Genomic DNA, 21183 nt, shown 5'->3' with positions numbered 1-21183 from the left:
GTTCCGGCCAATCATGGTGAGTTGACCGGATGGAACCGCGACAGGCTGGTCCCAGGCTTGCGCCGACGGGCAGGTCTGGTTCAGGCGAAGAATGTCAGTGCCTCAATCACCGAACGGTAGTCCGAGACGGCACCGAAAATGCCGCCTTCACTGCGGACCGTGTCAATGGCCGCGCGGTGGTTGGCCTCGACCGTTGCGGCACAGCAATCGGCAATCAGCAGTGGCTCGAAGCCGCGATCGGTCGCTTCGCGCAGGGTCGAATGCACGCACACATCCGTTGTCACGCCGCAGATGATGAGGTGGCGGATGCCGCGCGTCACCAGCAGGCGCTCCAGGTCGGTGGCGTAGAAGGCGCCGAAGCCGGGCTTGTCCACCACCGGCTCGCCGGGCGCCGGCGCCAGCTCCGGCACGATGTCCCATCCGGGTTCGCCACGCACGAGCAGACGCCCGAGCGGGCCGGGAGCCCCGATCTCGGCGCCGGCAAGACGGGAGCGGAAGCGCTTCTGCGGCAGCAGGTCGGACAGGTCGGGCCTGTGGCCTTCGCGGGTGTAGATCACAAAGCCGCCAAAGGCCCGCACGGCCGCGCGCAGGGCGACGATACGCGGGATGAGCGCGGCGGCGGGCGTAACGTCATAGCCCATGGCCCCCACATAGCCCGCCGGGTCGCAGAAATCGCGCTGCATATCGATGATGATCAGCGCGGTGGTCGCCGGGGTAAGGTCGCCGCCATGCGGCCAGTCATAGGGATTGGACGGAAGGCTGCCCATGCGCTCGGGTTCCGGAAAATGGATGGCGAAAATCACCTAACATGCCCGGCCCACGGGTGCAGCCGGCCACGAACGTCGCGGTACAAAGCAACCGATGATGGACGTGGGGCAGCGACTCTTCCATGATCGTGTGGCCCGTTTGCGGGCGCGGCCCGATCCGGGCTTTCCACCATTGCGGGACGTGATATGGAGCCAAGGGCCGAGCGGCTGCCGCTCGAAGGTCTGATCGACATCCTTCTCGTCGAGGACGACGCGCCGACGCGCGAACGCCTGAGCGACGCTTTGGCTGCCGCCAGTGACTTTGCCGTGACCAGCGTCGCCAATCTCACCGACGCGCTGGCGAAGCTCGACGAGGGCATGCCGCGTATCCTTCTGACCGACCTGCAGTTGCCGGACGGGCATGGAATCGAGCTCATCCGCCGCGTGCGGCGGGACTCGCCGGGCACCGACATCATGGTCATCTCCATTCTCGGTGACGAGGAGAGCGTGATCGCCGCGATCACCGCCGGCGCGACGGGCTATCTGCTCAAGGATGCCTTCCAGACCGATGTCGCCGCCACGGTGCGCGAGCTGGCGCTGGGCCATTCGCCCATCTCGGCCTCCATCGCCCGCTACATCGTGCGCCGCACACAGGCCAGCCTCCAGCCAGGCCCGGAGGTCGAGCGCCGGCCGACGCTCAACACCGCCCGGCTGACTGCGCGCGAGATCGACATTCTCTGGGGCATCGCCAAGGGTTTCAGCTATGCCGATATCGCCGAGCATCTGGGCCTGTCGCGCCAGACCGTGCCCGGTCACATCAAGAGCATCTATCGCAAGCTTGAGGTGAACACGCGCGGCGAAGCCGTGTTCGAGGCCGTGCAGCAGGGGCTGATACGGCTGTGACTGATCCGGTGGCGCTAGCTGTCGAGCCGGGCGTGAGCATCGCCGGGCCGAGGCGCCGCGCTGGCGTTTTCCTTCTGCTGCAGCTTCTGACGCTGGCCGCCTGCCTGGGGCTGTTCACCCTCTCGCCACCAACGCCGCCGACCGACTACGCGATTACCAGCGCGACGCTCGTTCAGGACGGGCATGCGCAGGAGGTGCAGCTTCCTTATTCGCTCCCCTCCACCTTCACTATGGCCGACCCGCCGGTGTTCACGGCGACGTTCCAGTACTGGCCCGACGCCGCCGCCACGCCCTGGTCGCTGATGCTGCCGCGTTTCGGCAATGCCGTGGAGGTCTCGATCAATGGTCAGGTCGTGCTGGACACGCGGCTCGATCCCGAGGCGAACCGCCACCTGAACAACATTGCGGTGATGGCGGTGATCCCGAGCGCCACCCTGCGGGCGGGCGATAACACACTGTCGTTGCGGCTCTTCGTCTGGGGACCACTGCGCGGCTATTTGGATTGCGTGTTCGTCGGTCCGAGCAGCGAGCTGCGGCCGGCCTTCCGCACGCGCAGCTTCCTCTTCACGACGCTGCCGCTGATCTTCAAGGCGTGGCAGGGCATCCTCGCGGTGATTCTCGCCATCATGTGGCTCAACCGTCGGCATGATGTGGCCTATGGCGTGCTCGCCATCGCCATGGTGCTCGGCGTTGTGCAAGGGCTCACCACCACGCCGCTGGCCGGCGGGCCGCAGTCCAGCCTTGCCGTGCTGCTGGGAGCCACCACGCCGCTCGAGACGGCGCTGATGTTCGTCTTCGTCAGCCTGTTCTTTCGCGGGCGCGTGCCGCTCTGGACGCCCATCCTCTTTCTTCCCGCGGTTACGGTGGTCGGCTGTGCCATCTTCGGCGATCCGTGGCTGCTGCGCTGGGTCTATGCGCTGTTTGGCGTCCCCGCGGGCGGCATCATGGTGTGTCTCTGCCTCGGCGTGGTGGCGCAGCGCGCACTGCGGCAAGGCGATGTGGTGAGCCTGAGCTTGAGCTGCGCGCTCACCGTCGTGCTCGCCGCCTGGATCTATGACATGCTGGTGGCGGCCGACGTCATCCACCATGGGCGCATCTTCCTCGCGCGCAATTCCTATTCCTTCCTGCTGGTCACCATCGGCGCCGGTCTCACCTGGCGCTTCGCCCACGCGCTGAACGAGGTGGACAATTTCGCCCACCGCATGGTTGAACTGGTGCACGAGGCGGAAGAAAAGGTGCGCGCCAGCTTCGCCCGCGAGGAGGAGCGCTCGCGCGCTATCGCCCTCGCCGCCGAACGGGCCCGGCTGATGCGCGACCTGCATGACGGTCTCGGCGGTCAGTTGATGAGCATCGTGGCCCTGAGCGAGCGCGGTGCCGAGGGTGAGCGCATCAATCAGGCGGCGCGTGCGGCGCTGCGGGAATTGCGCCTCGTCATCGAAGCCATGGACGATATGGGCGGGGATCTCCTGCTGGCGCTGGGAAGCTGGCGCGAGCGCGCGCAGGCGCAGCTCCGCTCGCACGGCATCCGCCTCGACTGGCAGGCAGAGCAGCAGGGGCTGCCGATTCACCCGGAACTGCGCCCCTGGCACGTTATCCAGATCGTGCGCATCCTCGACGAGGCGATCACCAACGCCGCCCGGCATTCCGGCGCGACGCGGGTGCTGGTGCGGCTCGGCAGCGGCACTGAGCCCGATGACCATGCTGTCCCGGCGGTCGGCGGCGGGTGGATCCGCGTCAGCGACAATGGCCGTGGGCTGGCGACCCGGCTTGGTGCGCCGACGCCGTCCCGGCAGGGCAGGGGCCTCGCCAATATGCGCACCCGCGCGGCGATGTGTGGCGCGAAATTGGAAATCACCAGCGACGCCGCCGGCACCTCCATCCGGCTTGCACTGCCCCTGACCCTCCCCGCCGCGCCGCTGACCGAGACTCTGACGGGCGCCTGAGCACCGAAGAGACCTTGCCGCGCGAGAGCCGCCGTCGGAACCATCCCGCCGACGTGGCGTTGGCCCGTGGTCGACCTCAACTCAGCCCATACCCCTGCGCGCCCGGTCGATGCTGTCCCGGGCCGCGAACGACGGATTCGCTCATGCCGCCGCGCGCGTTGTTCAGCATCCTGCTGCTCATCCTCTGCTTTGCCGGTTCCAGCCCGCTCGCGGCCCAGACCCCACCGCTCTCCCCCTCCGCTTCATCCATCACACCCGCACCAGATACGCGCGACGATGTGCGTGCGCTGCTGGAAACGCTGGAGGACGCGACGGCACGCGATGCCTTCATCAGCCGTTTGCGTGCCCTTGTCGGCACCACTGAGGAGGCGCCTGCGCGCGAAGATTGGTTGGCGGGTGCGACGGAGACGCTCGGCGCCTTCTCGGGCACCGTGCTTGGCCTCGTCGGCGAGTGGGAGCGCCTGCCGACTTATGCGAGCGAGGTGTGGCAAGAACTGTCCGATCCCTTTGTGCTGGAGCGGGTCGGATGGGCGGTGACGACAGTGATCGCCGTCCTCGCCGCGGCCTTGCTGTCCGAATATCTGGTCAAGCGTCTCCTCGCGCATCTGCGCCACGCGGTGAATGCCCGTCCCGCCCGCTCGTGGGCGGTGCGCGCATTGCTTCTCGCCGTGCGCACGGTGCTGGATATCCTGCCCATCGCCGCCTTCGCGGCAGCGGCGTATGGCGTGCTCGCACTGGTCGACCTCGCCTTCATCGTCCGTCTGGCCGTCGTCACCGTCATCAACGCCAATGTGCTGGCGCGCCTCATATTGGCGGGTGCTCGCGCCGTCTTCTCGCCGGACGCGCCGCAGATGCGCCTCGTCCCGATGGGGCACGAGAACGCCGCCTATGGCTATCTCTGGGCTCGGCGCTTCACCCACACCATCGTCTATGGCTATTTCCTGCTGCGAGCGGCCTGGCTTCTCGGCCTGTCGCTGGCGGCCTATCAGGCGCTCGGCAATCTGCTCGGCCTGTTCGTGGCCGGCATGTGCGTGGTCTTTACCCTGCAGGTCCGCCAGGGCGTCGCGGTCCGGCTGCGCCGCATTGGGGCGCGGCACGGACGGGCGGCGCGGCTGCGCGATGGGTTGGCTGATTTCTGGCATGTGCTGGTCATCGGCTATGTCGTCGCCGCCTATCTGGTCTGGGTGATGGATGTGGCCGGCGGCTTTGCCTTCCTTGCCCGCGTGACGCTGCTGTCGATCCTCACCATTCTGCTCGCCACTGTGGCGCTGGGCATCGCGATGCGTGGCTTCGACCGGGTGTTCGCGCTCAACCGCGATCTGCATGCTCGCTACCCGCTGCTGGAGAGGCGCGCCAACCGCTATTTGCCGGCCCTTCGCAGCACGGTGAAGGCGGTGGTGACCGTCGTCACACTTCTCGTGCTGCTGGAGATCTGGGGCGCGCGGCCTTTCGAATGGCTCGCCTCCGAACGTGGGCAGGGCATGGTCGGCCGGTTCATTTCGATCGGCGTCGTGCTGCTCGTCGGCCTCGTTGCCTGGGAACTGGCCAATGCCTTCGCCGAGCGCATGCGGGCGGGAAATCCCGCCTCGACCCGGCTGAAGACGCTGCTGCCCTTCCTGCTGAATGCCTTCCGTGTCGTACTGCTGACGCTGGGCGGGCTGATCCTGCTCTCCGAGCTCGGCGTCAACATCGCCCCGCTCCTGGCCGGTGCCGGCGTGCTCGGCCTTGCCATCGGCTTCGGTGCGCAGACGCTGGTGAAGGATGTCATCACCGGCATCTTCATTCTCATGGAGGACACGATCTCCGTCGGCGATGTGGTGGAGGTCGGCGCCCATGCCGGGCTGGTGGAGAAGATCTCGATCCGCACCGTCCACATGCGGGACTTCGACGGCAATGTGCATTCGATTCCGTTCGGCGAGGTGCAGACCATCAAGAATATGTCGAAGGACTTCGCCTATGCGGTGGTGGATGTGCGCATCGCCTATCGCGAGAGCATCGACGATGCGCTGGCGCTGATGGCCGAGGTGGCCGCTGACATGGCGGCACGCGGCCCGCTCGCCGAGACCATCGTCGAGCCGTTTGAGGTCGTGGGCGTCGAGGGGCTGGAGCAGTCCCATGTCTGGCTGCGCGGCCGCTTCAAGACGCGCCCGCTCGGCCAGTGGAACGTCAAACGCGAGTTTTACCGCCGCATCAAGGCCGCCTTCGAGGCGCGCGGCATCGAGATTCCGTACCCGCACCACACCGTCTATTTCGGGACGGACCGGAAGGGCATGGCCCCCCCGCTGCGCGTGCTCAACCAGCGCACGGAGGAGGTAGCCCGGCCGCAGACCCGCCGTGCCGAGGCGGCGCGTGCCGCCCGCACGCCGGGGCCGCTCATCGAGGAGCATCCCGGCGCTCGCGAGCGCAGCGACGAGGAGGGCGAGGGTAGCCTGCTGCCAAGCCTGGAAGAGCCGCGCCAATGAGGGGCGGTGCCTCTCCGCAGGCGCGTTCCCACCCCGCATTGAGATCACCCGCCAAAGCCGCGATGATGCCGCGCCCCGGCGGCCGGGGCGGCGGAGATTCGTTCCTATGCTCAATGGCCTGCTGCGCCATCCGGTCACCTTGATCGTGGGTGTCGTGCTGGCGCTGTTCGCGCTGTACGAGATCAGCGTGCGCTATTTCGCCTATACGGCCGATGCCTATGTGATGAGCGACATCATCGTCATCTCCTCGGAGATCGAGGGGCCGGTCTCGCGCCTCGCCGTGCAGAACAATGACAGCGTGACCGCCGGGCAGTTGCTCTTCGAGATCGAGAAGACGCCCTATCAGCTCAAGGTGCAGGAGACGCAGGCCGCGCTCCAGCAGGCGCAGGCCGATCTCGACCTCAACCGCGACGAGGTGAAATCGGCGCAGGCCGGCATCGTCTCCGCGCAGGCCGTGCTCACCAATGCGCAGGCGCAGCTCGCGCGGGTGAAGTCGCTCTCTACCGACGGCTTCTCCACCGAGGCGAGTCTTGATGTCGCCACCCGCGACGTCGCCACCGCCACCGCCAATGTGCAGACGGCGCAGGCGGCGCTCGCCGTGTCGAGCCGCCGCGTCGCGGTCGCCAGCGCCACCATCGCGGCGACGCAAGCGGCGCTCGCCAAGGCGCAGTATGATCTGTCGAAGACCACGGTCTCGGCCCCGGAGCCGGGCCGCGTGGCGCCGTTCACCACGCGCGTGGGCGATTATCTCCAGCCCGGCACCGAGGTGCTGGCGGTTGTCACCGGTCATCGCCGCCGCGTGGTGGCCAACATGACCGAGCGCCATCTCGCGCGCATCCTCCCCGGCCAGCGCGTCTGGCTCACGCTCGGCTCGGATCCCTGGGTGATCCATCATGGCCGGGTCAGCGGCATCGCCGCCGGCGTGGCCCGCTCACAGGACAACCCTCAGGTTCTGCCCTATGTCGATCCGACCACCGACTGGGTGCGCCTGCCGCGGCGCTTCCCCATCGAAATCACGGTTGACGACTGGCCGGCGACGCTCGGCCTGTTCAATGGCGCGGATGCGCGCGTCCTGATCTGGTTCTGATGCCATGGACAAGGGGGTCGATGACGTCACCCGACAGGCTTTCGCAACCGCCTCGGGTGTCCTCGCCGCCGTCTACATCGCGCTGCATATGGGGCTGGACGAGCCCTATTGGGCGGCGCTGAGCGTGATGATCATCGCCAATGTCGACCGCGACGCGCTGTTCACCAAGGGCGTGCTGCGCATTGCCGGGACCTTCATCGGGGTATCGTCCGGCTATGCCATCGGCCAGTTCATGGAGGGTTTGCCGTTTCAGCAGGCTGCGCTGGTAATGATCGCCGCGGGCATCGGCACCTATGGCCGCCAGCGCAGCGCCTATGGCTATGCCTGGTTCTATGGTGCGCTCACCTTCGCGCTGGTGATGCTCTACACCATGGTCCAGCCGCAGGATCTCTACAGCTTCGCGCATTACCGCTGCTACGAGATCGTCATCGGGGTGACCTGCGGCACGCTGGCAAACTGGGCGCTGGGGCCGCGCGCGGGCGAGCTTCCCGCCCATCTCCTGGCCCAACCGGCGGCGACGACGGCGGCGAATGCGCTGTGGCAGGCCATCGTCGCGGCAGTGGGTGCGCTGACCATCGTCCTCACCTGGTCGCAGTTCGACCTGCCGCAACTGCCACAGGTTCTGATTTCCAGTCTCATCGTGGTGGACAGCGACCCCGTGGCGACCCGCCATCGCGGCGCGCAGCGCATCTTCGGCTGCATCATTGGTGGCACGGCGGCGCTGCTGGTGATCGCGGTGGACGCGGCGCTGCAATGGTGGTGGACGGCGATGCTGTTCCTCGGCGTGTTCAGCTTCGCCCGCATCCACCTCACCAAATCGGCGCAGGCCTATATCGGCACGCAGTCGGCCATCGCCTATCTGGTGACGATGGTCGGCGCAGGCCCGCCGACCTCGATGGCGCCGCCGGTGGAGCGGCTGGTCGGCATCATCATCGGGGTGAGCATCATGACGGTGCTGGTCTGGGCGTTCAACCCGAAGGCGGTCGCGCCCAAGACGGCGTGAAGGCAACCAGCGTGAGTTGCACGTTATGAAGGGTGGCCGGCCGGGAGGCTCGCATCGAACCTCAAGGGGGGCGGGATGAGGCGCGACGCCTCCTCCCGGCCGGCGGCGAGGCTTACTCCGCGGGGAGAGGTGCGGGATGGGCCTCGCCATGCTGGCGCAGGGGGCGGTTGCCCGCCAACCTGCGAAGCAGGACGTAGAAGACCGGCGTGAGGAACAGGCCGAAGAAGGTCACGCCGATCATGCCGGCGAACACCGCGACGCCCATCGCGTGCCGCATCTCGGCGCCCGCGCCGGTGGAGAGCACCAGCGGCAGCACACCCATGATGAAGGCGAAGGAGGTCATCAGGATCGGCCGCAGGCGCAACCGGCTCGCCTCGATCGCCGCCTCGACCGGCTTGCGCCCGGCGAATTCCAGCTCGCGGGCGAATTCCACGATCAGGATGGCGTTCTTGGCGGAGAGGCCGACGAGGACGACGAGGCCGATCTGGGTGAAGATGTTGTTGTCCCCACCCCCGAGCCACACGCCGAACAGCGCCGCGAGGATGCCGGTCGGCACGATCATGATGATCGCGATGGGCAGCGTCAGGCTTTCATATTGCGCGGCCAGCACCAGGAAGACGAGCAGGATGGCGAGCGGGAACACCAGCACGGCGGAGTTGCCGGCGAGGATCTCCTGATAGGTGAGGTCGGTCCATTCATATTCGAAGCCCGGCGGCAGCACCTCTGCGGCGATGCGCTGCGCGGCGGCCTGCGCCTGGCCGGAGGAATAGCCCGGCGCGGGCGAGGCGTTCACATCCGCCGTGAGGAAGCCGTTATAGCGCATGGCGCGCTCCGGCCCGGCGGTGGCCTCGACATTCAGCAGCGCGGCGAGCGGGATCATCTCGCCGGTGAGCGAGCGGACCTTGAGCTTGCCGATATCCTCGGGCTTGGCGCGATAGGCGGCATCCGCCTGCGCGCGGACCGAGTAGGTGCGGCCGAACTTGTTGAAGTCGTTCACATAGAGCGAGCCGAGATAGACCTGCAGCGTCTCGAACACCGACTGGATCGGCACGCCGAGCTGGCGGGCCTTGGTCCGGTCCACATTGGCGAAAAGCTGCGGCACGTTGATCTGGAAGGTGGTGAACTGGCCGACCAGTTCCGGCGCCTGCATGGCCTTGGCCATGAAGGCGTTGGTCACTTCCGCCAGTTGCTCATAACCGCGTCCGGCCCGGTCTTCGATCTGCAGCTTGAAGCCGCCGACCACGCCCAGCCCCTGCACCGGCGGGGGCGGGAACATGGCGATGAACGCATCCTGGATGGCGCCATACTTCTGGTTCAGCGACATGGCGATGGCGCCGGCCGAAAGCTCCGGCGTGGTGCGTTCCTCGAAGGGCTTCAGCACCGAGAAGACAATGCCGGCATTGGACGAGTTGGAGAAGCCGGCGATGGACAGGCCCGGGAAGGCGACCGCACTTTCCACGCCGGGTTCGGCCAGCGTGATTTCGGTCATGCGGCGGATCACGTCCTCCGTCCGGTCGAGCGTCGCGCCGTCGGGGAGCTGCGCGAAGCCGACGAGATACTGCTTGTCCTGCATCGGCACGAAGCCGCCCGGCACCGCCTGGAACAGCCACCAGGTCGCCCCCAGCATGAGCGCATAGACGATCATCACCAGGCTCTTGCCCTTCAGCACGCCGCCGACGCCCCGGCCATAGCCGTGCGAGCCGCGCGAGAAGGCCCAGTTGAAGCCCCGGAAGAACCAGCCGAACAGCGCGTTGATCACCCTTTGCAGCGCGTCGGGCTCGGCATGGTGGCCCTTCAGCAGCAGCGCGGCGAGCGCCGGAGAGAGGGTGAGCGAGTTGATCGCCGAGATGACCGTCGAGATGGCGACCGTCAGCGCGAACTGCCGGTAGAACTGGCCGGAGAGGCCGGAGATGAAGGCGAGCGGCACGAACACCGCGACCAGCACCAGGGCGATGGCGATGATCGGGCCGGACACCTCGCTCATCGCCTGATAGGCGGCGGCGCGGGGCGACAGGCCGTTCTCGATGTTGCGCTCCACATTCTCCACCACGACGATCGCATCGTCGACGACGATGCCGATGGCGAGCACGAGGCCGAACAGGCTCAGCGCGTTGATCGAGAAGCCGAAGACATACATCACCGCGAAGGTGCCGACGATGGAGACCGGCACGGCCAGCAGCGGGATGATCGAGGCGCGCCAGGTCTGGAGGAACACCACCACGACGATGACGACCAGCAGCACCGCCTCGAACAGCGTGTGGATCACCGCCTCAATGGAGGCGTCGACGAAGCGTGTGGTGTCATAGACGATGGCGTAGTCCACGCCTTCCGGCATGGTCTTCTTCACTTCTTCCATGGTCGCGCGGACATTGTCGGCGATTTCCAGCGCATTGGAGCCGGGCGCCTGGAACACGCCGATACCGACCGCCGCCTTGTTGTCGAGCAGCGAGCGCAGCGCGTAGTCGGCGGCACCGAGCTCGATGCGGGCGACATCGCGCAGCCGCACCACCTGGCCATTGGCACCGGTCTTCACGACGATGTCGCCGAATTCCTCCTCGGTCTCCAGACGGCCCTGAGCATTGACCGAGAGCTGGAGATCGACGCCCGGCATGGAGGGCGAGGCGCCGACAATGCCGGCGGCGGCCTGCACGTTCTGGGCGCGGATCTCGCTCACCACATCGCCGGCGGAGAGGCCGTGCTCGGCGATCTTCTGCGGGTCGAGCCAGACGCGCATGGAGTAGTCGCCGGCGCCGAAGATCTCGATTTGTCCCACGCCGGAGATGCGGGCGAGCCGGTCCTTCACGTTCAGCACGGCGTAGTTGCGCAGATAGGTGATATCGTACCGGTCATTCGGCGAGACCAGATGCACCACCATGATGAAGTTCGGCGAGCTCTTCGCCGTGGTGATGCCGAGGCTGCGCACTTCTTCCGGCAGGCGCGGCTCGGCCTGCGCGACGCGGTTCTGCACGAGCTGCGTCGCCTTGTCGGGATCGGTGCCGAGCTTGAAGGTGACGGTTAGCGTCATCACGCCATCCGTCGTCGCCTGCGAGGACATGTAGAGCATGTCCTCGACGCCGTTGATCTGCTCCTCGATCGGCGTCGCCACGGTGGCGGCGATGACCTTGGGGCTGGCGCCGGGATATTGCGCGCGCACGATGACCTGCGGCGGCACGACCTCCGGGTATTCGGAAATCGGCATGACGCGCAGCGCCAGCAGGCCGGCGACGAAGATGAGCACCGACAGCACGCCCGCAAAGATCGGTCGGTCGATGAAGAATCGCGAAAAATTCATGGTGTCCTCCCCCCGTTCAGGCAGCGCTCAGCGCGCCGCCACCGAGGTGTTGGGATCGGTCGGCGCGGCGGAGGCGGTTTCCATCGGCACCACTTCGGGGGCGACCACTGCGCCCGGCCGGACGCGCTGGAGTCCGTTGACCACGACGCGCTCGCCATCCTTCAGGCCGCGCGTGACCACCCGCAGGCCTTCGCTCGCCGCACCGAGCTTCACTTCGCGGTACGTCGCCTTGTTGTCCTCGCCGACCACGAAGACGAACTTCTTGTCCTGATCGGTGCCGATGGCGCGCTCATTGATGACGAGGGCCGGCTCGGTCTTGGCGCGGCCCATGCGAACGCGGGCGAACTGGCCAGGCACGAGGCGTCCGTCGGGATTGTCGAAGACGGCCCGCACGCGGAACGTGCCCGTGGCCGCGTCCACCTGATTGTCGATGAATTGCAGCTTGCCGCGCACCGTCTTGCCGCCGGTGCTGGCGGTGGTGATCTCCACCGGGATCTGGTCGATATGGCTGAGCACATCGGCCTCGCCGATGGAGCTGAGTGCGTCGGCCACCGCGTTCTCGTCCGCGTCGAAGCCGACATAGATCGGATCGACCGACACCAGCGTGCTCAGCACCGGCGAGGTCGGGCCGGCCACCACCAGATTGCCGACGGTGACGTCGAGCCGGCCGATGCGCCCGTCCACGGGAGCGCGCACCTCGGTGTAGCCGAGATCGAGCTTGGCGGTCTGCACGGCGGCTTCCGCCGCGCGCAGATTGGCGACCGCCTCGCGGTAGGTGTTGGTGCGCTGGTCGAGATCGCGCACCGAGACGACGCGGTTGTCGACCAGCTGCTTGCCGCGATCCAGCTCGGTCTTGGCGAAATCGACCTGCGCGGCGGAGGAATCGCGCATGGCTTCGGCGCGGTTCAGCGCGGCGACATAGGGCTCCGGGTCGATGGTGACGAGCAGGTCGCCCTGCTTGACCAGCGCGCCCTCGCGGAAATGCACCGCTTTCACCGCCCCGCCGACTCGGGGGCGCAGCTCGACACGCTCCACCGCCACGAGACGACCGGAAAACTCGTCCCAGCGCATGGTGTCGCGCGACTTCAGCACCGCGACGGAGACCGGCATGGCCGGCGGCGCGCCGGCCTCGGCGGCGGCTGGGTCGGTGGCGAGCGCGGTGCTGATCGGCCAAGCCACCCAGACGGCAGCGGCGGTGGCCAGCGCGGCCAGGCTCAGAACCGCGCCGCGCTCCAGCCACGGCCGGCGCGGTGCGACGACGTTGCGACCATCGCGGGCGATCTTCGCGTGGGCAATGGGTTGAGGTGTACGAGCGTCGAGCATGCTCATGGCGGTCTCCAAAGGCCTCAGGCCTGAATTGTGGCGGCGGCCGGGACGCATCCCCCGGCGAGAAAGGCGGTGAAAAGCGAGGTCAGGTCGCGGGCCCAGAGCGGCAGGTCCGTGCCGGGAGTCACGGGGGCTCCGTCCTCCCGCACGACATGCGCCGCGACCTGGACGCCGCATTCGGCAAGGCGGCGCCCATAGGCCACGCTCTCATCCCGCATCGGGCAGGTATCGGAGGTGACGATGAGCGCCGGCGGAATGCCGCCGAGGCGGCGCGAGCCGAGTGGGGCGGCGTAAGGGTGGGCGGCCTTGTCGGCCGAGCCGAGATAGAGATGCCAGCCATCCGCCCAGCGGCAGCCGGCTTCGCCGACCCCGGCGGCCCGCACCGAACCTGTGCCGAGGCAGGGGTCCAGCATGGGGGAGATGAGGATCTGTCCGGCGATGGGCGGGTGGTGCTGGTCGCGCGCCATGAGGGTCAGCGCGGTGGCGATGTTCGCGCCGGCCTCCTCGCCGGCGACGAACAGCCGGGCGCCGCGACCGGCCCATGTCGCCCGCTGCCGATGCAGCAGCTCGAGCGCGGCGTAGCTGACATTGAGTGCGGCCGGGAAGGGGTGCTCCGGGGCGAGGGGGTAGTCGAGCGACACCACCGTCGCGCCCGCCGCCGCAAGACTTCGGCAGATGGCGACGCTGCAATCGAAATCGCCACAGGTGAAAGTGCCGCCATGCAGATGCAGCACGATGGCGGGCGGTGCTTTCGGCCGTTCCGGGGCTGACACAGGGCTGGCTGGCGCATAGACGCGCACCTGCCGCGGCGTGCCGCCACAGTCGAGGGTGCGTTCCTGCCAATGCGTTTCCATAAGCCAACCCTTCGGCGGATGGCACAATTCGGCCACCCGATTTCCGCATTGCGGTGCAGCATCATTTAGGACAAGGCATCTAGCGAAAAAATAGCAGCTGTGTGATTACATTATTCACCTACAGAAATAATGTGGGCTCCCAATGGACCAGATTGCGGCAATGCGGGCCTATGTGCGGGTGGTCGAGTCGGGGAGTTTCACCCGCGCCGCCGATCTGCTCGATATGCCAAAGCCCACCGTCACCAAGCTGATCCAGCAGCTTGAGGCACATCTGCGCACCAAATTGCTCAATCGCACGACGCGTCGGGTCGGCGTGACCCCCGACGGGGCCGCTTACTACGAACGCGCGCTAACTCTGCTCTCTGATCTCGACGAACTCGACGGCTCGATGACGCGCTCGCAGACCAGCCCCGCCGGGCGGCTGCGGGTCGATGTGCCCTCATCGCTGGCGCTGTTCGCGCTGATCCCGGCGCTGCCGGATTTCCACGCGCGCTATCCCGACATCACGCTTGATCTCGGCGTGTCCGACCGGCCGGTGGATCTCGTGGCGGAGAATGTCGACTGCGCCATTCGTGGCGGCGATCTCGTCGACCCCAGCCTGATCGCCCGGCGCATCGGCGAGGTCCGGCTCGTGCTGTGCGCCGCCCCCAGCTACATCGCCGATCACGGCATGCCCACCCACCCCGACGAACTGGCCCATGGCCACAAAGTGGTCGGCTATTTCAGCGCCCGCACCGGCCGGCGCATCGCCTTCGATGTGATGCGCGGCGACGAGAGCTATGACCTCGATTTGCCCTATGCGATGGCGACCAACGATTCCACCGCCTATCTCGCGGCGGCTCTCGCGGGCCTCGGCATCGCGCAGGCGATCGAGCCGACCATCTTGCCCTATATCGAGTCCGGCGCTCTGGTGCGCGTGCTGCCGGAGTGGACCAGCACCCCGCTCATATTGCACGTCGTCTATGCGCCGAACCGGCATCTGAGCAGCCGGTTGCGCGTCTTTGTCGACTGGGTGGCGGATCTGTTCACCACCAACCGGGTCTATCGCCGGCCGGGCACGGCGATGTCGCTTTTCGCCGTCCCCAGCATCAGTGCGTGACGCCAAGAAACTGCTGCAGCTCCGGCGTCTTCGGGTTGGCGAACACCTCGCCGGGCGGTCCGATCTCGTGCACGCGGCCCTGATGCATGAAGACGACGCGCGAGCAGACGTCGCGGGCGAAGCGCATCTCGTGCGTCACCATCATCAGCGTCATGCCCTCGCTTGCGAGTTCTTTCACCACCGCCAGCACCTCGTTGACCAGTTCCGGGTCGAGCGCCGAGGTGATCTCGTCGCAGAGCAGCGCGATGGGCTGCATGGCGAGCGCGCGGGCGATGGCGACGCGCTGCTGCTGGCCGCCGGAGAGCTGGTCGGGATAGGCGTCGAATTTGTGCCCGAGGCCGACGCGCTCGAGCATCTTCTTCGCCATCTCCTCGGCTTCAGCCTTCGGCGTCTTCTTCACCACCATCTGCGAGAGCATGACGTTGCGCCCGGCGGTGAGGTGCGGGAACAGGTTGAAGCTCTGGAAGATCATGCCGACCTTGAGGCGCAGCGCCTTGAGGTGCAGCTCGTCCGGCAGCAGTTGCGCGCCGGCGACCGAGATCGAGCCCTCGTCGATGGTCTCCAGTCCGTTGATGCAGCGCAGCAGCGTCGATTTGCCGGAACCCGACTTGCCGATGATGGCGATCACCTCGCCCGGCTCGACGTCGATATTGATGCCCTTCAGCACTTCGTTGTCGCCGAAGCGCTTCTTCACTTCAGTGATTTCGATGAGCGACATTGAGCTTCCTCTCGAGGATTTGCGAGGATTTGGACAGCGGCCAGCACAGGCAGAAATAGATCAGCGCCACGAAGCCATAGACGGTGAAGGGCTCGAAGGTGGCGTTCGTTACCATCGTACCGGCCTTGGAGAGCTCCACGAAACCGATGATGGAGGTCAGCGCCGTGCCCTTCACCACCTGCACGGAGAAGCCGACGGTGGGCGGCACGGCGATGCGCAGCGCCTGCGGCAGGATTACCCAGCGCATCTGCTGCATGTAGCCCATGCCGAGGCTGGCGGACGCTTCCCACTGGCCGCGCGTGATCGATTCCACGCAGCCGCGCCAGATCTCGGTGAGGAAGGCCGCGCTCCACAGGATCAGCGCGACAGCCGCCGCGAGCCAGGCCGGTACATCAATACCGAACAGGCCGAGGCCGAAAAAGGCGAGGAAGAGCTGCATCAGCAGCGGCGTGCCCTGAAAGAGCTCGACATAGACCTTCACGAAGGCCTGCCCCGCCCGGTTGTTGCCGATACGAAGCAGCAGGAGCAGCGCGCCCATAAGGCTGCCGCCGATGAAGGAGACGAGAGAGAGCAGCACGGTCCAGCGCGCCGCGAGCAGCAGGTTGCGCAGGATGTCCCAGGTGGTGAAATCGTTCATCGCCGCCTCCTCACCGTGCCGCGCGCTTGGGGAACAGCACCCAGCCAAGCCCGCGCAGCGCCTGCCGCAGCAGGATGGCGAGGGCGAGGTAGATCAGCGTCGAGACGAAATAGGCCTCGAAGGCGCGGAAGGTGCGGGACTGGATGAAATTGGCCGCGAAGGTCAGATCCTCCGCCGCGATCTGCGACACAGCCGCCGAGCCGAGCATGACGATGACGACCTGCGAGGACAGCGCTGGCCAGATGCGCTGCAGCGCCGGGATCAGCACGACATGGCGGAAGGTCTCGATCCGGCTCATGCCGAGGCTCGCCCCCGCCTCGAACTGGCCGCGCGGCGTCGCCTGGATACCGGCGCGGATGATCTCGCAGCTATAGGCGCCGAGATTGATCACCATGGCGAGGTTGGCCGCCGGCAGCTCGCCCATGCGCAGGCCGAGCGCGGGCAGGCCAAAGAAGATGAAGAAGAGCTGGATCAGGAAGGGCGTGTTGCGGATCAGCTCGACATAGGCGGCAACGAGCGGGCGCAGATAGCTTGGCCCCAGCGCGCGGGCCCAGGCACAGAAGATGCCGAAGGTGACGCCCAGCAGGCCGCCGACCAGCGTGAGTTCAACGGTAATGCCGATGCCCTTGGCGAGGACCGGCCAATAGGCGCCGATCCAGCCGAAATCGAAGCTATATGCCATGCCGGAGCCTCCCGAGCGGGTGCGCCGGGCCGCCAGGGCGGCGACCCGGCGGTGCGGATCAGAGATCGGCGGGGAGCTTGGTGCCGAGCCACTTCTGGGCGATCGCCTCGAGCGCGCCGTCCTTCTTGGCGGTGGCGATGATGGCGTCCACCTTGGCGAGCAGAGCCGGCTCGTTCTTGTTCAGGCCGATGTAGCAGGGCGAGTTCTTGATGAGGAACTTGATCTCCGGGCGCTTGGGCGGGTTGCGCTCCAGGATCGCGGCGGCGACCACATTGCCGGTGGCGACCAGCTCGACCTGGCCCGACAGGAAGGCGGAGATGGTGCCGTTGTTATCTTCATACCGCTTGATGGTGACATCCGCCGGGGCGATCTTGGTGAGCTCCAGATCCTCCACCGCGCCGCGCGTCACGCCCACCGTCTTGCCGGCAAGGCCCGCCGCATCCTTCACCGCAACGTCGGCCGGGCCGAAAACGCCATTGTAGAAAGGCGCATAGGCGGCGGAGAAGTCGATCACCTTCTCGCGGTCCGGGTTCTTGCCGAGCGAGGAAATGACCAGATCGACCTTGTTGGTCTGCAGGTACGGAATGCGGTTGGCGCTGGTGACCGGCACCAGCTCCAGCTTCACGCCGAGCTTGTCGGCGATCAGCTTGGCGACATCAACATCATACCCCTTGGGCTGCATGTCGGCGCCGACGCTGCCGAAGGGCGGGAAGTCCTGCGGGACGGCGATGCGGATGACCTTGTTGGTCTCGATGGTGGCGAGCGCGTCGGCCTGCGCCGGAAGCGGGAGCTGCGCGGCGGCGGCGACCAGCGCGCCGGCGGCGAGGGCGAGAAGGGTACGACGGTTCATGACTCAGTCCTCTCTAGGTGCGGTATGATGATGCGGATGGGCGTGCGGTACGGACGGGGCGTTGCCCGTGAAGGTGGTCGGCGAGAGCAGCTCGCGCAGGCCCGCCAGCGGGTCCGGCTTGGTGGTCAGGTCGAGCCCGGCCTCGACCTTTGCGATGTGCTCGCCCATCAGCCGCGCCGCGCGGGCGAGATCGCCCGCCGCCATGGCGGCGACGATGTCCTCATGGTCGTGGCTGGATTCCTCGGCTTTCTCGGTCGGCTGGTAGAGCATTGAGATCAGCGTGGTGCGCGCGGTGAGGTCGCGGATGATCTCGGTCAGCAGGCGATTGCCCAGCGCATCCGCCAGATGGATGTGGAAGTCGCCGAGCAGGCAGGTGCGGGCATGAACGTCGCCCGAGGCGACGGCATCACGCTCGATGGCGATATGGGCCTGGAGGCTTTCGAGCACCGCCGGCGGCACGGATTGAAGCGTCTGAAGGAGGCCGACCTCGATCACCCGGCGGGTCTGGAAGGCTTCGCGCGCCTCCTCCGCCGAGGGCTCGACGACATACCAGCCGCGCCGGGCGCTGACCTGCACCACGCCGCGCGTTTCCAGCCGCATCATCGCCTCGCGCACGCGGGTGCGTGACACGCTGAACAGGTCCGCCAGCTTCTGCTCGCCCAGCCGCGTGCCCGGCGCGATGCGCCCGGCAAGGATGGCCGAGAGGATAGCTTCTTCGATATTGGCCGTGGCCGGGTTCATCACGCTTGCCTACAAAACTTGTATACAAGCCTTGTAAGCAACGGGCGTGCCAAGGAGGTACCCGCCCATGCGGATGGCGGGCGCCGGGCGCTAAATCCTCAAAAATTACAATGCGTTGGGCATGGAACGTGCCAGCGCGGACGCCGGGGCGTCATTCGGGCCGGAAAGGGGCCTGCGCGTTTGCGCGTCGCTCATGGCGCGTTTTCGGTCAGTACCCAGCGGACAGATGTTCACTCCGCCGCCACCCTGGCATGCCCGAGCCGGTCGGCCAGCTTCTCCACCAGCTCTGCCGCGGCATCCGCGATGACGGTGCCGGGCGGGTAGATGGCCTCGGCGCCGGCGGCGAAGACGGCGTGGTAATCCTGCGGAGGTACGACTCCACCGACGACGATCATGATGTCCGGTCGCCCTTCCGCCGCCAGCGCCGCCTTTACCTGCGGCACCAGTGTGAGATGCCCGGCGGCCAGCGACGAGATGCCGATGACATGCACGTCATTCTCCACCGCCTGCCGCGCGGCTTCCTCGGGAGTGGCGAAGAGGGGGCCGATATCGACGTCGAAGCCGAGATCGGCGAAGGCGGAGGCGATGACCTTCTGGCCGCGGTCGTGGCCATCCTGCCCGACCTTGGCGACGAGGATGCGCGGGCGCCGGCCTTCCTCGTGCTCGAAGGTGTCGACGCGCGCCCGCACGCGGGCCACCTTGTCGGTCATGGCGCCGGCCTCCCTCTTGTAAACCCCTGTCACCGCGCGGATTTCCGCGCGATGCCGGCCGAAGACGCGTTCCAGCGCATCGGAAATCTCGCCCACCGTCGCCTTGGCGCGGGCGGCGTCGATGGCGAGCGCCAGCAGGTTGCCATTGCCGGCGGCGCCATTCTGCAGCGCCTCAAGCGCGGCGTTCAAGGCGGCGGGATCGCGCTCGGCCTTGAGGCGCCGCAGCTTCTCCAGCTGGGCGCCGCGCACGGCGGAGTTATCGACCCGGAGCACGTCGATGGGCGTCTCGCGCTCGGAGCGGTATTTATTTACCCCGACGACGGTCTGCATGCCGGAATCGATCCGCGCCTGCGTGGTGGCGGCGGCTTCCTCGATGCGCAGCTTGGGGATGCCGGCGTCGATGGCCTTGGCCATGCCGCCGAGCGCCTCGATTTCGGCGATGTGGGCGAGGGCCTTGGTGGCGAGGTCGGCGGTCAGCCTTTCCACATAGAAGGAGCCGCCCCAGGGGTCGATGGCGCGCGTGGTGCCGCTCTCCTGTTGCAGCAGGATCTGCGTGTTGCGGGCGATGCGGGCGGAAAAATCCGTTGGCAGGGCAAGGGCTTCGTCGAGCGCATTGGTGTGCAGCGACTGGGTGTGGCCCTGCGTCGCCGCCATCGCCTCCACCATGGTGCGCATGACATTGTTGAACACGTCCTGCGCGGTGAGGCTCCAGCCGGAGGTCTGCGAATGGGTGCGCAGCGGCAGCGACTTCGGGTTTTGCGCGCCGAGATCCGTCATCAGCCGGGTCCAGATCAACCGGGCGGCGCGCAGCTTCGCCACTTCCATGAAGAAGTTCATGCCGATCGCCCAGAAGAAGGACAGGCGCGGCGCGAAGGCGTCGATGGGCAGGCCCGCCTTGATGCCGGCGCGGGCATATTCCAGCCCGTCGGCGAGCGTGTAGGCGAGTTCCAGATCCTGCGTCGCCCCGGCTTCCTGCATGTGATAGCCGGAGATCGAGATCGAGTTGAAGCGCGGCATCTCCTTGGAGGTAAAGGCGAAAATGTCGGAGATGATGCGCATGGAAGGCGTCGGCGGGTAGATATAGGTGTTGCGGACCATGAACTCTTTGAGGATGTCGTTCTGGATGGTCCCGGAGAGCTGGGCGGGCCGCACTCCCTGCTCCTCCGCCGCGACGACATAGAGCGCGAGAACGGGTAACACCGCACCGTTCATCGTCATCGACACGCTCATCTGGTCGAGCGGGATGCCGGAGAACAGCGTGCGCATGTCATAGATGGAATCGATGGCGACGCCTGCCATGCCGACATCGCCGGCGACGCGCGGATGGTCGCTGTCATAGCCGCGATGGGTGGCGAGATCGAAGGCGACCGACAGGCCCTTCTGCCCGGCGGCGAGGTTGCGCCGGTAGAAGGCGTTGGAATCTTCCGCCGTGGAGAAGCCGGCATATTGCCGGATGGTCCAGGGCTGGGTCGCGAACATGGTCGGGTACGGCCCGCGCAGGAAGGGCGCGAGGCCGGGATAGCTGTCGATAAAGCCAAGTCCCTCAATATCTTGGGGGCCATAGGCGGGCTTGACCGGGATGTGTTCCGGGGTCATCCAGACCTCGCCCGACGCCGGGGCGTCGAGCCGGGGGGGTGTCCAGCCGAGGCTGGAGAAATCGGGGATGCGGCTCATCGGACGCCCTCCTGAGGGCGGTGAGCCGGGCGCCTCAAGCCTTGCGCGCCACCCACGACCCCGTGCAGTTCTTCACCGGCGAGACCCATTGGCCCGAGGCCGTATCGCCGCGCACCAGCCCGGTGGCGTCCACCGTCTCGTCCCCGCGCACCACGCGAATGACAATGGCGCCCAAAGGGTTGACCGAGCCGCTGGCCTCCGCAACCGGTAACATACCACCATAGCTGATCTGGCCGTCTTCCACCGCCAGCGTGAATTCCAGGCGCTTCGAGCACGGCCCGGTGGCCGGCTCGGTGGCGACCTGCCAGATGCCGTCGTGTCGGCCGATATCGGCGGACGCGGTCGTGTTCTGGGCCATCGCCGGGGCCACCAGCAACATGGCCCCGATCGCCGCGCCGCCCAAGGCGTGTTTCAGCGTGGTCATGGCATTTCCCTGAGTTTGCGGACTTGCGCCCG

Annotated in this window: 17 protein-coding genes; 6 read left to right on the top strand and 11 right to left on the bottom strand. The window is 67.1% G+C overall.

The window, feature by feature from the left end:
- Window positions 1-80: 80 nt before the first annotated feature.
- Complete coding sequence (locus tag OU996_RS21145; RefSeq protein ID WP_267583592.1) at window positions 81-767, bottom strand: cysteine hydrolase family protein; 687 nt, start codon at window positions 765-767, stop codon at window positions 81-83.
- Between the two features lie 186 nt (window positions 768-953).
- Here OU996_RS21145 and OU996_RS21140 point away from each other — a divergent pair, with 186 nt between their 5' ends.
- The 5 genes from OU996_RS21140 to OU996_RS21120 all read left to right on the top strand — a co-directional run bounded on the left by OU996_RS21140 (window position 954) and on the right by OU996_RS21120 (window position 8144).
- A complete protein-coding gene (locus OU996_RS21140; RefSeq protein ID WP_267583591.1) occupies window positions 954-1649 on the top strand; it encodes a response regulator in 696 nt (231 codons plus the stop codon).
- Complete coding sequence (locus OU996_RS21135; RefSeq protein WP_267583590.1) at window positions 1646-3592, top strand: sensor histidine kinase; 1947 nt, start codon at window positions 1646-1648, stop codon at window positions 3590-3592. The genes OU996_RS21140 and OU996_RS21135 overlap by 4 nt, the downstream gene beginning before the upstream one ends.
- Window positions 3593-3735: 143 nt before the next feature.
- Complete coding sequence (locus OU996_RS21130; RefSeq protein ID WP_267583589.1) at window positions 3736-6054, top strand: mechanosensitive ion channel domain-containing protein; 2319 nt, start codon at window positions 3736-3738, stop codon at window positions 6052-6054.
- A gap of 106 nt (window positions 6055-6160) precedes the next feature.
- The gene (locus OU996_RS21125) at window positions 6161-7141 is read left to right on the top strand and encodes an HlyD family secretion protein (protein WP_267583588.1); all 981 of its coding nucleotides are present in this window, start codon (window positions 6161-6163) and stop codon (window positions 7139-7141) included.
- A gap of 4 nt (window positions 7142-7145) precedes the next feature.
- A complete protein-coding gene (locus OU996_RS21120; RefSeq protein WP_267583587.1) occupies window positions 7146-8144 on the top strand; it encodes an FUSC family protein in 999 nt (332 codons plus the stop codon).
- A gap of 112 nt (window positions 8145-8256) precedes the next feature.
- On the opposite strand, the gene OU996_RS21115 is transcribed toward OU996_RS21120, so the two are convergent.
- From OU996_RS21115 to OU996_RS21105, 3 genes are read right to left on the bottom strand one after another with little or no spacing between them, the layout of a single operon-like run.
- Entirely contained in the window at window positions 8257-11436 is a 3180-nt protein-coding gene (locus tag OU996_RS21115; RefSeq protein WP_267583586.1) for an efflux RND transporter permease subunit, read from the bottom strand.
- Between the two features lie 27 nt (window positions 11437-11463).
- Entirely contained in the window at window positions 11464-12759 is a 1296-nt protein-coding gene (locus tag OU996_RS21110; RefSeq protein ID WP_420712778.1) for an efflux RND transporter periplasmic adaptor subunit, read from the bottom strand.
- A gap of 23 nt (window positions 12760-12782) precedes the next feature.
- Window positions 12783-13616 carry an alpha/beta hydrolase gene (locus tag OU996_RS21105; protein WP_267583584.1) on the bottom strand — a complete coding sequence of 278 codons (834 nt, stop codon included), beginning with the start codon at window positions 13614-13616 and terminating at the stop codon, window positions 12783-12785.
- A gap of 142 nt (window positions 13617-13758) precedes the next feature.
- On the opposite strand from OU996_RS21105, the gene OU996_RS21100 reads away from it, so the two are divergent.
- Entirely contained in the window at window positions 13759-14715 is a 957-nt protein-coding gene (locus OU996_RS21100; protein WP_267583583.1) for a LysR family transcriptional regulator, read from the top strand.
- Here the strand turns inward: OU996_RS21100 and OU996_RS21095 are convergent.
- The 7 genes from OU996_RS21095 to OU996_RS21065 all read right to left on the bottom strand — a co-directional run bounded on the left by OU996_RS21095 (window position 14705) and on the right by OU996_RS21065 (window position 21151).
- The gene (locus tag OU996_RS21095; RefSeq protein WP_267583581.1) at window positions 14705-15433 is read right to left on the bottom strand and encodes an amino acid ABC transporter ATP-binding protein; all 729 of its coding nucleotides are present in this window, start codon (window positions 15431-15433) and stop codon (window positions 14705-14707) included. The genes OU996_RS21100 and OU996_RS21095 overlap by 11 nt on opposite strands.
- The gene (locus OU996_RS21090; protein ID WP_267583579.1) at window positions 15411-16070 is read right to left on the bottom strand and encodes an amino acid ABC transporter permease; all 660 of its coding nucleotides are present in this window, start codon (window positions 16068-16070) and stop codon (window positions 15411-15413) included. Before OU996_RS21090 ends, OU996_RS21095 begins: the two co-directional genes overlap by 23 nt.
- Window positions 16071-16080: 10 nt before the next feature.
- Complete coding sequence (locus OU996_RS21085; RefSeq protein WP_267583578.1) at window positions 16081-16752, bottom strand: amino acid ABC transporter permease; 672 nt, start codon at window positions 16750-16752, stop codon at window positions 16081-16083.
- Between the two features lie 58 nt (window positions 16753-16810).
- Entirely contained in the window at window positions 16811-17602 is a 792-nt protein-coding gene (locus OU996_RS21080) for a transporter substrate-binding domain-containing protein (RefSeq protein ID WP_267583576.1), read from the bottom strand.
- 3 nt (window positions 17603-17605) lie between these two features.
- Window positions 17606-18343, bottom strand: a complete 738-nt coding sequence (locus OU996_RS21075) for a GntR family transcriptional regulator (RefSeq protein ID WP_267583574.1) — start codon at window positions 18341-18343, stop codon at window positions 17606-17608.
- 230 nt (window positions 18344-18573) lie between these two features.
- Complete coding sequence (gene scpA / locus OU996_RS21070) at window positions 18574-20727, bottom strand: methylmalonyl-CoA mutase (protein WP_267583573.1); 2154 nt, start codon at window positions 20725-20727, stop codon at window positions 18574-18576.
- 34 nt (window positions 20728-20761) lie between these two features.
- Window positions 20762-21151 (bottom strand): hypothetical protein, encoded by a 390-nt coding sequence (locus OU996_RS21065; protein ID WP_267583572.1) that lies wholly within the window; start codon window positions 21149-21151, stop codon window positions 20762-20764.
- Window positions 21152-21183: the final 32 nt, after the last annotated feature.

The sequence above is a fragment of the Ancylobacter sp. SL191 genome, from assembly GCF_026625645.1.
Taxonomy (GTDB): Bacteria; Pseudomonadota; Alphaproteobacteria; order Rhizobiales; family Xanthobacteraceae; genus Ancylobacter.
Note: the sequence above shows the minus strand (reverse complement) of the source record. Positions and strands in the feature narration are given on the sequence as shown.